Source organism: Parabacteroides johnsonii DSM 18315, from assembly GCF_025151045.1.
Taxonomy (GTDB): domain Bacteria; phylum Bacteroidota; class Bacteroidia; order Bacteroidales; family Tannerellaceae; genus Parabacteroides; species Parabacteroides johnsonii.
In genome coordinates this window covers 3,349,023-3,362,848 of sequence record NZ_CP102285.1, presented here as the reverse complement: position 1 = coordinate 3,362,848, position 13,826 = coordinate 3,349,023, and the positions used below count along the sequence as shown (strand labels likewise).

At 47.7% G+C, this 13,826-nt stretch carries 16 protein-coding genes; 10 read left to right on the top strand and 6 right to left on the bottom strand.

What is annotated here, in order from left to right; translation table 11 throughout:
• Positions 1-3: 3 nt before the first annotated feature.
• Together NQ564_RS14095 and NQ564_RS14090 are read right to left on the bottom strand one after the other, a co-directional pair.
• A complete protein-coding gene (locus NQ564_RS14095) occupies positions 4-597 on the bottom strand; it encodes an HAD-IB family hydrolase (RefSeq protein ID WP_008146230.1) in 594 nt (197 codons plus the stop codon).
• Between the two features lies 1 nt (position 598).
• Positions 599-1,495, bottom strand: a complete 897-nt coding sequence (locus NQ564_RS14090) for a decaprenyl-phosphate phosphoribosyltransferase (protein WP_008146228.1) — start codon at positions 1,493-1,495, stop codon at positions 599-601.
• Positions 1,496-1,635: 140 nt separating this feature from the next.
• On the opposite strand from NQ564_RS14090, the gene porV reads away from it, so the two are divergent.
• The 7 genes from porV (at position 1,636) to NQ564_RS14055 (ending at position 8,871) form a co-directional block, all read left to right on the top strand.
• Positions 1,636-2,802, top strand: a complete 1,167-nt coding sequence (porV, locus tag NQ564_RS14085; RefSeq protein ID WP_008146225.1) for a type IX secretion system outer membrane channel protein PorV — start codon at positions 1,636-1,638, stop codon at positions 2,800-2,802.
• Positions 2,803-2,828: 26 nt separating this feature from the next.
• Positions 2,829-3,305 (top strand): 2-C-methyl-D-erythritol 2,4-cyclodiphosphate synthase, encoded by a 477-nt coding sequence (ispF, locus tag NQ564_RS14080; RefSeq protein WP_005634408.1) that lies wholly within the window; start codon positions 2,829-2,831, stop codon positions 3,303-3,305.
• A gap of 221 nt (positions 3,306-3,526) precedes the next feature.
• A complete protein-coding gene (locus tag NQ564_RS14075) occupies positions 3,527-3,871 on the top strand; it encodes a translation initiation factor (protein WP_008146220.1) in 345 nt (114 codons plus the stop codon).
• A gap of 4 nt (positions 3,872-3,875) precedes the next feature.
• On the top strand, positions 3,876-7,103 hold the full coding sequence (locus NQ564_RS14070; RefSeq protein ID WP_008146218.1) for a UvrD-helicase domain-containing protein: 3,228 nt from the start codon (positions 3,876-3,878) through the stop codon (positions 7,101-7,103).
• A 72-nt stretch (positions 7,104-7,175) separates the two neighbouring features.
• On the top strand, positions 7,176-7,838 hold the full coding sequence (locus NQ564_RS14065; RefSeq protein WP_008146216.1) for a phosphatidylserine decarboxylase family protein: 663 nt from the start codon (positions 7,176-7,178) through the stop codon (positions 7,836-7,838).
• 9 nt (positions 7,839-7,847) lie between these two features.
• Positions 7,848-8,552 (top strand): CDP-alcohol phosphatidyltransferase family protein, encoded by a 705-nt coding sequence (locus tag NQ564_RS14060; protein ID WP_008156540.1) that lies wholly within the window; start codon positions 7,848-7,850, stop codon positions 8,550-8,552.
• Positions 8,553-8,604: 52 nt separating this feature from the next.
• The gene (locus NQ564_RS14055; RefSeq protein ID WP_008146214.1) at positions 8,605-8,871 is read left to right on the top strand and encodes a DUF4834 family protein; all 267 of its coding nucleotides are present in this window, start codon (positions 8,605-8,607) and stop codon (positions 8,869-8,871) included.
• 5 nt (positions 8,872-8,876) lie between these two features.
• Here NQ564_RS14055 and NQ564_RS14050 read toward each other — a convergent pair whose 3' ends face one another.
• Complete coding sequence (locus NQ564_RS14050) at positions 8,877-9,320, bottom strand: nucleoside deaminase (protein WP_008146213.1); 444 nt, start codon at positions 9,318-9,320, stop codon at positions 8,877-8,879.
• Positions 9,317-9,544 carry a hypothetical protein gene (locus NQ564_RS14045; protein WP_005644624.1) on the bottom strand — a complete coding sequence of 76 codons (228 nt, stop codon included), beginning with the start codon at positions 9,542-9,544 and terminating at the stop codon, positions 9,317-9,319. The genes NQ564_RS14050 and NQ564_RS14045 overlap by 4 nt, the downstream gene beginning before the upstream one ends.
• Positions 9,545-9,614: 70 nt before the next feature.
• Here NQ564_RS14045 and NQ564_RS14040 point away from each other — a divergent pair, with 70 nt between their 5' ends.
• The 3 genes from NQ564_RS14040 to NQ564_RS14030 are packed head-to-tail and all read left to right on the top strand — an operon-like array spanning position 9,615 to position 11,103.
• Positions 9,615-9,980, top strand: a complete 366-nt coding sequence (locus NQ564_RS14040; RefSeq protein ID WP_008146212.1) for a YraN family protein — start codon at positions 9,615-9,617, stop codon at positions 9,978-9,980.
• A gap of 18 nt (positions 9,981-9,998) precedes the next feature.
• Positions 9,999-10,355, top strand: a complete 357-nt coding sequence (locus tag NQ564_RS14035; RefSeq protein WP_008146211.1) for an MmcQ/YjbR family DNA-binding protein — start codon at positions 9,999-10,001, stop codon at positions 10,353-10,355.
• Positions 10,348-11,103: a biotin--[acetyl-CoA-carboxylase] ligase gene (locus tag NQ564_RS14030; RefSeq protein ID WP_008146210.1), complete on the top strand. Its 756-nt coding sequence runs from the start codon at positions 10,348-10,350 to the stop codon at positions 11,101-11,103. Before NQ564_RS14035 ends, NQ564_RS14030 begins: the two co-directional genes overlap by 8 nt.
• A 123-nt stretch (positions 11,104-11,226) precedes the next feature.
• Here NQ564_RS14030 and NQ564_RS14025 read toward each other — a convergent pair whose 3' ends face one another.
• Both NQ564_RS14025 and NQ564_RS14020 read right to left on the bottom strand, forming a co-directional pair.
• Entirely contained in the window at positions 11,227-13,434 is a 2,208-nt protein-coding gene (locus NQ564_RS14025; RefSeq protein WP_008146209.1) for a GH92 family glycosyl hydrolase, read from the bottom strand.
• A 33-nt stretch (positions 13,435-13,467) separates the two neighbouring features.
• Positions 13,468-13,677: a hypothetical protein gene (locus tag NQ564_RS14020; RefSeq protein WP_008146208.1), complete on the bottom strand. Its 210-nt coding sequence runs from the start codon at positions 13,675-13,677 to the stop codon at positions 13,468-13,470.
• Positions 13,678-13,826: the final 149 nt, after the last annotated feature.

Below are 13,826 nucleotides of genomic sequence, written 5' to 3'. Positions count from 1 at the left end.
TGTTTATTTATTGTTGAATGGTTTATAATGGGGAACATCTGCAAGGGCAAGCAGTTCTTTGTCACCGGAACTGTCACCATATACATGCAGCGTCTCGGAGGAGAAATCCGGATATAGCTGACGGAGCCTGCGTACCTTCTCGCTCCCTTTACAGTTGGGCGTGGAAAACCGACCGGTCAAAATCTGTCCCCTGATTTCCAGTCCGGTCCCTTCTACGAGCCGGATTCCTATTGTTTGTGCCCAGGGACGTATCCAGTCTGGCACGGACGCGCTGATGATGGCGATCTTGTTGCCTTCTTCCTGATGCCTCCGTATCTCTTTCAGGGCCGCAGGATAGACGAAAGCCGGTATGCGGGAGGCATATTTGAGGCAAGCCTGATGAAAATCCTCTGTCTTCATCCCTTGCAGGAAAGAGGAGATCACAAGTTCTTTGGCCCGGTGTGTGGAAAGAATGCCTGTTAAAGCTGCTCCTTTCAGCAGGATAATCCAGGGAAGTCGCAGAAGGAAAGCTTTCCGTCCACAAGCCTGAATCAGGAAATCCGGCAGTGAGTCGCGGGAGATGATAGTACCGTCGAAGTCGAATATTGCGATTGCCATATCAATAAATCAGTAAAGCGAATACGATAAACCAGCCGGCCACTGTCAGTTGCAAAGTACGGTCCTGCAACAGGATATCGGTCGGATTGCAGTTACTCTTTTCCACCAAGATGATTTGCAGGTAGCGCATGATGCCTGCCAGTACGAAAGGGACCGTAGCATACAAGTATTCGCTGCTCCTCGACGTTACTTCGGGCGAAAGCGTATATAATATGTAAGTCACGGCTATGATGGAAGAGAGAAACGACAGGATCACGTTCAGGTAGTCGATCGTATATCCGGTAATATTCTTACGTGAAATCTGTCCGGTCTCCATGAAATTACGCAAATCATCCCGGCGTTTGGCAAAGGCGAGAAACAGGGAGAGGATGAATGTCATGATAATCAGCCAGTGCGAAAGTTCTATCTCCCCGGCGACAGCTCCCGCTTCAAGCCGGATGATGAAACCGCAGGCGACAATCATGGCATCTATGATCTGTATCTGTTTGAGATAAAGCGTATATGCTAAATTCAGGAGGATATATCCTCCTGACAACAACCAGATCTGGTTGTTACTTGTATGCATGAAACTGAAACATAATGCACTCGTCCCATATAGCAAAAATAGGAAGACAAAGGCTACCATCGGCGAAACCTTCCGGGAGGCAATCGGCCGGAATCGTTTGACCGGATGCAGGCGGTCTTCACCCGCGTCCATCAAATCGTTGAAAACGTATACGCCGCTGGTAAGCAGACAGAAACCGGTAAACAGGATGGCAACATTCCATAACCTGTCTATGTCCCCTATCTCCTGTGCAAAAAACATGGGAAGGAACAAGATGATGTTTTTTACCCACTGGGAGGGGCGCATCAGAAGAAATAATGCTTTAACTTTGCCTGTCGATTGTATATCTTTCATACTCAAAAGACAAAAGTAGGAATTTTATTTGAGCATACAATAAAGTTCGGATTATTCAGTTTATAATGCAGTAGGAGCGGTTCGTGAACCGCCCGTACTTCGTTGATAGGTAAATCGGAAAATAATTTAAGAATAGACATATGATAAGTAAATTCAGAATCGGTGTACTCGTTATAATACTTAACTTCTTCGCTTCGGTTGCGACGACTTGGGGACAAGTGGAGAACCCTTCTTTGCTCCAAATGGCGGTTCCTTCGCTGAACATCGCTCCGGATGCACGAGGAGGCGGTATGGGAGACATGGGAGCGGCAACTTTGCCGGACATCAATTCGCAGTATTGGAATGCGGCCAAATATGCTTTTATGGGAAGTAAGGCGGGAGTCAGTTTGTCTTATACTCCGTGGTTGCGTAAATTGGTCAACGATGTGGCTTTGGTGAACATGACCGGTTATTACAAATTAGGAAATAGTGATTTACAGGCTATCAGCGCATCTTTGCGTTATTTTTCATTAGGAGAAGTAAATATATGGGAGAATATCGGGGATGTTCCCTATGGTTTGAACCCGTATGAGATGGCGTTCGACGTGGCTTACAGCCGTAAATTGTCCGAGTCCTATTCGATGGCGGTAACCTTGCGTTACATCCGTTCGGATATGGGAACAGACCAGAATGAAGAGAGCAATGCGGGCAATGCTTTTGCAGCCGATATCTCCGGTTACCTGGAAAAGTATGTGCTGATGGGCAATGCCGAGGCATTGTGGAGCTTTGGTTTCAACCTGTCCAATATCGGGAGTAAGATCTCGTATGACGGGGGAAATAGGAATCAGTACCTTCCGGCCAAGTTGACTTTGGGAACAGGGCTGCTTTATCCGATCGACGACTACAACCAGATCGGTGTTTATTTGGACCTGAACAAATACATGGTTCCGTATGCTCCGCAAAAGAAAGATGGAGAGACTGATGCCGACTTTCAAGCGCGTGAGGATGACTATAAGTCGTGGTCGAGTATTTCCGGTATGTTGAAGTCTTTTACCGATTCACCTAACGGCTTGCTGAAAGAGATCATGGTTTCGGTCGGAGCCGAGTATAGTTATAATGAACAATTTTTTGTTCGCGGCGGTTATTTTTACGAGAATGCGAATGTCGGTAACCGTAAGTACTTTTCTGTAGGTGCCGGTTTCCGTATGAGCGTGTTCCAGCTGGATGCCGCTTATCTGATCAGTACGGTTCCACAGAACCCGTTGGACCAGACACTTCGTTTCTCCCTGTCTTTTGATATGGATGGAATTAAGAACTTGTTCAGATGAAAGTTGAAAGTTAAAAATTGAAAGTGATGAAAGTACGGGTTGGGTTTGGATATGATGTGCATGCACTGGTTCCGGAACGAGATTTATGGCTGGGCGGAGTGAAAATAGAGCATACGATGGGCTTGCAAGGGCACAGCGATGCAGATGTCTTGATTCATGCTATCTGCGACGCTTTGTTGGGGGCCGCCAATATGCGTGATATCGGTTATCATTTCCCCGATACGGCAGGAGAATATAAGGACATTGACAGCAAGATCCTGTTGTTCGATACGATGGAACTGCTTCGTGATGCCGGATATACATTGGGTAATATAGATGCGACTGTCGCTGCCGAACGTCCGAAGCTGAATCCTCATATCCCCGAAATGAAACGGGTGATGGCCGATGTCCTCCAGGTGGATGTAGAAGATATCTCCATCAAGGCGACAACAACCGAGAAGTTAGGCTTTACCGGACGGCAGGAAGGAATAGCTGCGTATGCAACGGTACTGATACAGAAATAGCCTTCCTCTTCCAGTTCTTTCTCTCAAATATTTTCAGGTGTTTCCCTTGGGTGAAAATTTATTTTCATGCAAGGGAAAATTTATTTTCACCGGCATGAAACAAAAGTTCCCCTTGCATGAAACTGAAATTCTCCTTGTATGGAACAAAGTGAAATTAACCACTCATCTTGTTTTTCCCGCCGTTAATTTGTAGATTTGACCCCATAAAGATGGAATGAAATATGAAGAGTAACGACTGGAAGGACCGTCTGGGAGTCATGTATTCTACGAACCCGGATTTTCAATATAATACAGGAAACGAAGAGGAAGAAGAAACGCTTCCGAAAGAGAAGCAGCAGTTGCGCATCGCTTTGGATAAGCGGAACCGGGGCGGCAAGGCCGTGACATTGGTAACCGGCTTCCAGGGAACGACCAGCGATCTGGAAGCACTTGGGAAGTTCTTGAAAGTGAAATGCGGTGTCGGCGGCTCGGCCAAAGATGGAGAAATCATCGTACAGGGCGACCTGCGTCCTAAAGTGCTGGAAATATTGCAAAAAGAAGGCTATGTCAAAAGCCGCATAATCTGATTGTATGCTGACTGTCTACAGAGCTTCCGCTGGAGCCGGGAAGACGCATAAGCTGACCGGTGAATATCTGACCTTGCTATTTACGGGGCCGGGCGCTTTTCGCCGTATCCTTGCCGTGACCTTTACGAATAAGGCGACGGACGAGATGAAGACCCGTATCGTCGATGAACTGTATAATTTGGCTTCCGGCAGGAAATCGGATTATGTGGAATTGCTGACGTCCACCTATTCGTTGACAGAAGACCAGGTGCGGAAGCAGGCAGCCAAAATATTGATTGATATCCTGCATGATTATTCCGCTTTCAATATCAGTACGATTGACCGCTTTTTCCAGCAGACTATGCGTGCCTTTACACGTGAGATCGGTTTGCAGGGTGGTTATGGGATCGAGATGGACCAGGAGTTGGTGCTTACGACGGCAATCGATAATCTGTTGTCGGATCTCGAAAAGCCTGAAAGCAAGGACTTGTTAGGCTGGCTGCTCCGGTTTGCGGAAGATAAGATAGAGAACGGAGGGGAATGGAACCTTCGTAAAGATATTATGGCCCTGAGCCGGGAGGTCTTCAAAGAGAGCTATAAGGCTTTCAGTGAAGCGGTCGGCCGGGATATAGAAGACAAGAAAGCGCTGGATGACTATAAGAACGAGCTGTACGGCATCATCCGTTCGGTGGAATCAGCCGCTAAGGAGTTGGGAGAACGTGGCCTGGCAATCCTGAATAAGTACGGACTCAAAGTCACTGATTTTAAAGGGGGCAGTCGTTCGCCTCTGACGCTTCTCGATCGTCTGGTGCAAGGAGAGATGAAAGAACCGTCCGCTACTTTTATCGGTCTGGCGGATAACCTGGACGGCTGTTTCACGAAAACGGTTTCGCTCGGTACCCGGCAGATCATCGGATGTGCTTTCGAGGATGGCTTGAACGATTGTATCAAAGGGATTATTTCCCTGTTCAATAATCTGACCGCTTATAATACCGCCCGTGAAATTGTCCGTTATTATTATACTTTGGGGATTCTGACCGATGTGTCCCGCCAGATAGCCGCCTACCGGGAAGAAAAAAATGTGATGTTGATTGCCGACACGACCGAGTTGCTGAATAAGGTGATCGGGGGTAGCGACGCTCCTTTCATTTATGAGAAGACCGGTACGCATGTCGATCACTATATGATAGACGAGTTTCAGGACACCAGCGGAATGCAGTGGAACAACTTCCGTCCGTTGATCGAAGAGAGCCTTGCACATAGCCGGGATAATTTGATCGTAGGAGATGTGAAGCAAAGCATCTATCGTTTCCGTAACTCGGACTGGAAGTTGCTGGACGAACAGGTGCAAGCCGATTTCTCTCCTGAAGTAGTTCATGAAGAGACGCTGAAGGATAACTGGCGCAGTTGCCGGAATATCGTGGAGTTTAACAATGCCCTTTTCACGACGCTTCCGGGTGTTTTACAGACTGTATATAATGAAGCGCTGTCTGTTTCTTCTCTGAGCGAGGAACAGCGTGCGGCGTTTTTCACCAAGATCATGTCCGCCTATGATAAAAGTTTCCAACAAGTTCCTCCTCCTTTCATGCAGAAAGACGGGCATGTGCGGATTGAATTTCTCTCTGGAGATGATGAGAAAGATTGGAAAGAGGAAGCCCTCGGACGTCTGCCTGGCGTGTTGGGGAAATTGCAGGATAACGGATATGTGCTAAAAGACATTGCGATCCTTGTTCGTACCAATCAGGAAGGGGCACAGGTGGCGGATACTTTGCTGGCCTATAAGGAAGAACATCCTTCCGACCGCTACAACTACGATATTATTTCAGATGAGGCTCTGTTTGTCAGTGGTTCGACGGCTGTCCGCTTCATGGTTTCCCTGTTGCGTTACCTGAAGAACCCCGAAGACCGGACGAACGGACAGATTGCTTTATACTCCTATCAGGTATTGAAAGGGATATTTGGGGTTGAAGCTCCGGCTTTTCCGCCGGAAGTCATCTCTGTTCTGCAAATCCTTTCCCGTCAGTCTCTCTATGAAATAACGGAAGGTCTGTTCCGCCTTTTTGCCGACGACTTTCCCGAAAATGAGCAGGTTTTTGTCCAGGCTTTCTTGGATATGGTATCCGAATATACTCAGAAGGAGAGTGCGGACCTGAATCGTTTTCTGAAATGGTGGGATGAGACGGGCTGCCGGAAAACAATTGCCACACCGGACGGACAGAACGCTATCCGTATCCTTACGGTCCATAAGTCGAAGGGGCTGGGTTTTAAAGTCGTAATCATTCCTTTCGGGGATTGGGAGATCGATCATAAGCCGACAAAACCGGTTATCCTCTGGTGTCATCCGGAAGAGAAGCCGTTCGACCGCCTGCACTTAGTTCCCGTGCGCTACGGCCAGTCGTTGGGAAAGACGATTTTTGCAGGTGATTATTTTAAGGAACGATTGCATGCCTTTATTGACAACCTGAATACGTTATATGTCGCTTTCACCCGTTCGAAAGAGGAGTTGATCGTCTTCTCTCCGCGCCCGAAGAAGATAAAGGAAGAAACCGGCGAAGTGGAAAAGATATCGACTTTGACCGACGCTTTGTGGGCCGGTCTGCGTACGGATATGCCCGATACACGGGAGGGAGAGAAACTGATCTCGCTGCCTGCCGTTTTCGATGCCGGGACAGGTGTTTTCGAGTTGGGCGATTGGTGGCATCCGGTTGCAAAGGAAGATAATGGGGATATTCAGGAGATCGGAATGGCACGTCTTAGCTCTATCTCTCCGGACGACCGCTTGCAATTACGCTTGCATGGCAAAGGCTATTTCTTCGATAATGCCCGCCGGAAACATGGGGCTTTGATGCACGAGGTGTTGAGTCGTATCCGTACTCGGAAGGATATTCCGCAGTCGGTCGAACGATACCGTCAGGAAGGGGTGATCGACAGAGAGGAAGCGGCGTCACTTGTCGCTCGTCTCGAAGAGTTGTTGAGCCTGCCGGAAGCCGCCTCTTGGTATGACGGTACGGCTCGTGTGTTGAACGAGGTTGATATTCTGTTCGGAAAAGGGTTGTCCAAACGTCCGGACCGCGTGATGATCACTGGAAACAGTGTGATTGTGATCGACTATAAATTTGGGGAACATACCGACCAACGTTATCACAGCCAGGTAAGGAACTATCTGAAACTGATCCGGCAAATGGGCTATGGAGAGGTTGAAGGTTTCCTTTGGTATGTTGAATTAAACAAAATAGAAGCGGTGAAAGGGTGATATATTTTTGTTATTCGGTAAAAATGAATATTTTTGCAAATTCTTACGATAAATACTCGATTAGATTAAAGAATGAAAGTACATAAAGAAGGAACAGGTCTATTATTAACGCTTTTCACGATATTCTTTGTCGTGGACGTTGCGCTGTATCATACTGTCGGTAGAGGTTGGGTGTTCTATACCACGACTTTCGTCACCACAGTCCTGTTCTTGTTGGTACTTAACTTTTTCCGTAGCCCGTTCCGTCGTTTTCCGTTCGATTCGGAAGGATTGGTGATCGCCCCTGCCGACGGCACGATCGTGGCGATCGAGGAAGTGATGGAGAATGAGATCCTGCACAGGGAATGTTTGCAGATATCCATATTCATGTCCGTTTTCAATGTGCATGCCAACTGGTTTCCGGTGAATGGGACTGTCAAGCATGTGTCACACCAGAAGGGACGTTTTATGGCGGCCTACCTGCCGAAGAGCAGCACGGAGAATGAGCGTTCGGCTGTCGTGATCACGACCCGCGGTGGAGTGGAGGTGCTGGCTCGCCAGATCGCGGGAGCAATGGCACGGCGTATCGTGACTTATGCCAAAGTCGGCGATAAATGCCACGTAGACGAGCAGATGGGCTTCATCAAGTTCGGTTCGCGTGTAGATGTTTACCTGCCTGTCGGGACGGAAGTCCTGGTCGAAATGGATCAGAAGGTTACCGGTAACCAGACTCCGATAGCCCGTTTGGGAAAATAAGAGAAATAAATGAGCATCAAGAATAGTATACCTAATTTTGTTACCTGCTGCAGCCTGATGTCGGGTTGTATCGCTTGTATTATGGCGTTAAGGGGAAACTTGCCGATGGCGACCCTATGGATTGTCATTGCCTCTGTTTTCGATTTCGGTGACGGTTTTGCCGCCCGCTCCCTGCACGCCTATTCTCCGATGGGGAAGGAATTGGACTCACTTTCCGATATGGTAAGTTTTGGTGTCGCTCCCGGAATGATCGTTTATTGGTTGTTGGAGCAGGCATGCATGACGGCTCCTGTTTTGGGAGAGGCGGCTGGTTATGTCCCGTATATGGCTCTGGTGATACCGGTCTTTTCCGGATTGCGCCTTGCCAAATTCAATATCGATGAAAGGCAGACAACTTCTTTTATTGGTATGCCTGTCCCGGCCCATGCTCTTTTTTGGGCGTCTATCGGGTATGCGTTTCATTCTGCCGTACCAGTGGACAGCATCGGGTTTATTGCCGGAACAATAGTTGTGGCAATCTTGTTTTCGTCTTTGCTGGTGTCTGAAGTTCCGATGTTCTCATTGAAAGTAAAGTCGTTGGCATGGAAAGGCAATGAGCTTCGCTATATTTTAGTAGCTGGGGCGGTGGTCTTTGTGGCTCTCTTTGGTGTTTTGGGCATTGCCGGAACAATCATTCTCTATATAACCTTGTCTTTTTTTAACAAAAGAAGATAAACAAGAATTCGTATCTTTGTGTTTGTGTAATGAACCAACTAAGTGACGGAATATGTTTAAGTTTTTGTTTGTTATGTTCTTCTTCTTTATCCTGTTAGTTTTTCTAATGGGATTCTCTATCTTGCGTACCTTTAAAAATATCCTGTTCGGAAGCGGAAGTAGTGGAAAGAAGGGTGAACAACGCCGTCAAACAAGCGGTTACTCTTCCAACGCGCGCAGCAACAGCTCTGCACGCGAAGAATATGCCTCGCAGGCCTCCCGTAAAAAGATCTTTGCCAAAGATGAAGGAGAGTATGTGGATTACGAGGAAGTGAAATAAGTTGTTCAGCGCTTGCGCTGAAAGAAGTTGCGCATTTCTTCGGCGCACTCGTTTTCAAGGACCCCTTTTTTGACTGTTGATTTTGGATGTAAGGCTTTCGGTGCGTATTGCTGGAAGCCTCTTTTTTCATCTGTCGCTCCGTAGACGATCTTGCTCAGTTGTGACCATCCGATCGCTCCGGCACACATCACGCATGGTTCTACCGTCACGTAAAGACTACATCCGGTCAAGTACTTGGCTCCTAAGACGCCGACTGCCGCTGTTATTGCCAGCATCTCGGCATGGGCAGTCGGATCGTTCAGACGCTCCGTCTGATTGTGGGCGCGGGCTATGATCCGGTTGTTGCATACGATAACGGCGCCGACGGGAACTTCTCCCTCTTTGGCTGCTGCGCGGGCTTCTATCAGTGCCTGCTTCATGAAATATTCGTCGTTGAATGGATCGATCATCTTCTCATTTCGTTTTCATTGAAGAGGGTAGGATAGTCCTCTTCCAGGGTTTTAAGTATGTGGGACAGGATTGTTTCGCGGTACCAGCGGGATTTGTTGATGATTTTATACCTGGCAAGATAACGTTCCACAGCCTTCTGCTCATCGTCGTTGAGCATGAAAGTGACCTTGTGCACGCGCGGGTGATTCGGCTGTGGAGATGAATATTTACGTTTCAGTGTCATAGTTTTGCAAATGTAAGGGGGAAAGCGCAAATAAAAAAGAAAAACATTATATTTGTGCAAATTACAAGGAATGGCTAAACGGAACGAAACGGGGAAAGACGGTGAGTCGGTTGCACGTGCTTTTCTGGAAAAGCAGGGTTACAGGATTACTCATACAAACTGGCATTGGCATCATTATGAGCTGGATATCGTAGCAGTCAAGGATACCTGGCTGATAGTCGTAGAGGTGAAAACGCGTTCGGAAGATTACCTTTTAGCTCCGGAAGAGGCAGTCGATGCTCCCAAAATCCGCCGTATCGTGGCGGCAGCCGATGCGTATGTCCGCTTTTTCAATCTCGAACTGCCGGTTCGTTTCGACATTATAACCGTAATCAAAAAAGGGGAGGAGTTTGAAATAGATCATATAGAAGATGCTTTCTATGCTCCTTGCCGCTAATAAAACAGGTAGAGCAGTATGAATATAGAAGAAGCCAGGGAGTATTGCCTGTCGCTGAAGAATGTGACGGAGTGTTTCCCTTTCGATGATGTTTCGCTGGTGTTCAAAGTGGAGGGGAAGATGTTTTTGCTCCTGCCTCTGGATACCGTGGAGCCGTGCGTGTCGCTGAAATGCAGCACTGATTATATCGAAGATCTGCGTGAACGATATACGGCAGTAGAAGGTGCTTGGCATTTTAACAAAAAATACTGGAACACCATCTACCTTGACCGGGATATGCCGGATAGCGAGATCAAGCACTGGATCCACCATTCTTATCGCGAAGTGATCGCCAAGTTACCGAAGAAAATAAGAGAAGCTTACGAAAATGAATGATAAAAACGAAACTCCAAAGATCATCCGGCTTGCCGAGACGGACTCGACCAATAATTACCTGCGGGAACAATGTGCAAAAGCCAGGTTGCCGGAAGGCAGCCTCGTCATAGCAGATTTTCAAACAGCCGGAAAGGGGCAGGTCGGAAACTCATGGGAGTCGGAAGCCGGGAAGAATTTGATGTTCAGTATTCTTTTATATCCTGATTCCCTTCCTGCGAACCGACAGTTTCTGATTTCCCAAATCGCCTCCCTGAGTGTGAAGGAGACGTTGGAGGGATATACGGATTCCGTCAAGGTGAAATGGCCGAACGATATTTACTGGAAAGACCGTAAGATATGCGGAATGCTGATCGAAAACGATCTGTCCGGGCAGCATCTCTATTGTTCGGTAATTGGTATCGGACTTAATATCAACCAGGAAATATTTCGCAGCGATGCTCCCAACCCTGTATCCCTGACTCAGATTACAGGTAAGGCATATGACCGGGAAGAAGTACTGGCCCGCTTCCTGCGTATCTTCTTTAACTACTATTTCCTATTATTACAGGAGAAAGAGGAAGAAATCCGAACTGCCTATATGGCGGCCTTATATCATGGTGACGGTTATTATTCCTATATCGATGAAAACGGTCCTTTCGAAGCCTGTATCCATGCCATCGAGCCGACCGGTCATCTGATCCTCCAATTGCACGATGGGGAGCGGCGAAGATATGCATTCAAGGAGGTGACAACTGTTATTTCCAGATAAGAAGGTATGCAAGACTGAATCCGGCTTGCTGATTAGTATAATTCAGGGCAGTATGTCAGAACTACCTTGTTCCCGTGTCAAGCTGGGGGACAAGTATATTTTGACATACTGCCCTGAATCTTACTATCTTCTTGGTTGGTCTGTCATTGTGAACACCAGGTTTCCGCCATTCATGATATCTTTATGGCTGATTGTAAGACCGGTGACCGGCTTTCCGTTCAATTCCACTGATTTGACGTATTTGTTGGCTTTGGATAAACCTTTGGCTTCGACAGTGAATGTTTTGCCTTCGGGGAGAGACAGAGAAATCTTTTCTATCTGAGGAGCGCCTAAAACATATTCCCCGCTGATCGGGTTGACCGGATAGAAGCCCATAGCCGAGAAGATATACCAGGCGGACATCTGCCCGCAATCGTCGTTGCCGCACAGACCGTCCGGTTTGGCCAGGTAGAAGCGATCGAAGACTTCGCGGATCACCTGCTGCGTTTTTTCCGGATGGCCGGCATAGCTGTAAAGGTACGCTACGTGATGGCTGGGCTCGTTACCGTGTGCATATTGTCCGATCAGCCCGGTTACGTCAGAAACGAAACCGGTGTTCTCGGCTGTGCTTTCGAGGAAGAATAATGAGTCGAGTTTGGTCACGAAAGCCTCATTGCCGCCCATCAGATCGATCAGGCCTTGTACATCGTGTTGTACGTGCCAGGTGTACTGCCAGGAATTGCCCTCCGTGAAATCGCCACCTGAAGAGCTGGCGTGTGAGAGCAGGAAGGAATTGAACGGCGTACGCCAGTTGCCTTTAGAATCTTTTCCTCTCATCAGCTTGAGTTCCGGATCGAAGAGATTCTTATAGAATGCAGCACGTTTGGAGAAATGTTCGTAATCTTCCGTTTTACCTAATGCTTTTGCCATTTGGGCTACACAATAGTCGTCGTAAGCACATTCCAAAGTCTTGGAAACCGATTCGGTGTCGATGATGTCGAACGGGAAGTAACCGTATTTCTCGAATGTTTCCCAGTCGGAGTTGAAATGGCTGACGGTGGCACTCGCTTTGACTGCCTGATAAGCTTCTTCCGCATCGAACCCTTTGAATCCTTTCAGGTAAGCATCCACGATCACTGGAATGGCGTGATTGCCGATCATGCAGAAGTTCTCTTTGCCCCACAAAGCCCAGATCGGCAGGAAACCTTGTATCTTCTGATGATCCAGCATCGTCTGGATCATGGCGTCTACCTTATCCGGATTCAGGATAGTGTATAGCGGATGAGCGGCGCGATAGGTATCCCAAAGTGAGAATGTAGAATAGTATTCGCCTGTCGGAGACGTATGAATATTGTCGTCGATGCCACGATACCGTCCGTCGATGTCGGCAATGTTGTTCGGCTGCATCATCAAGTGATACATGGAGGTGTAGAAACTTGTCTTTTCATCCGTCGTACCTGTAACTTGGGCACGGGAAAGGAGTGCCTGCCACTGGTCGCGTGTGGACTGGTGGACAGCATCGAAATCCCATGCCGGGTTCTCTTTTTGCAGGGATGCGAGCGCTCCGTCGACACTTACGCTTGACATGGCGATTTTCACCTGTACGGCTTCGCCCGGTTTCGTGTCGAATTCGAGTATCAGGCGTTTCGCTTTCTCCCCTTTTTCGGCGGGAAGTTCTTCCCTGAGCGTATAAGGACGGTCGAATTTGATCACATAGAAATAATGGCGTGTCACCCAGGCGCGGGTTTGGTTATGCCCGGTGATCGTCTGGTTGTCCGGCATTTCGAGCTCGGCTTCTAAGACATGTGTTTTCAGTGCATCCTTGCTTCCGACCATACCGCGTTGAAGGTCGACCAGCAGACGTGCCGGCCCTTCGTTGTTGTATTTATAGCGATGGAGGGCTGTGTGGGCGGTAGCCGTAATCTCAGCATCAACACCATAGTCGGACAAGGTGACCGCATAATAACCCGGCGATGCTTTCTGGGTGGATTTGTCGTATTCGCTTTTATAAGTATTGTCTTTTATATCGCCGCTGAACGGGAACAGTAGGATGTCGCCCAAGTCCGGACAGCCCGTTCCGTTCAAATGTGTTTGGGCGAAACCTTCGATAAAGTTATCATCGTAATTATATCCCGAACAGTATCTCCAGGAGCCGACACCGGATTCGGGGCTCGCCTGTATCAGGCCGAACGGTGCACAAGCACCCGGAAACGTATGTCCGTTGTCCGCATTTCCGATAAAGGGATTAACATACTGGCAATAGTCTTCCTCGACATTGTCCTTTGCCTGAGGTGCAGGGCTGCACGCACTGACCATCCCTAACAGAGACAGTCCGATCACAAGGTCCTTCATGAATTAGAATTTTATATTTGCAATTAAACTTCGTTATTCTATTTTTCCGTCTTTCATCTTGTCCCGAATCTTCAACCGTTTGATCTGCAGGAAACGCAGCAGGCCGATAACAAGAACAGTCGCCGCGATCACCCCGAAATACTGCACATAATCAGGATCGGCTTGTTTGCCCGGCCAGCCAATTATGCTCATAATGATCAGGTAAATCAATAGAACTGCGGTTGTTATGTTTACTTTCTTCATCGGATTTCTCGTATTTAATGTGCAAACTTAGAGAAAAAATATGATTTATGTTTGTCTTTGTTTCTATTTAACGGATAAATGCCGGAAAATCCTGCAAGAAAGATGGACAAGTCGGATTTATGTATATCTTTATCGGCGATTTGATTCTA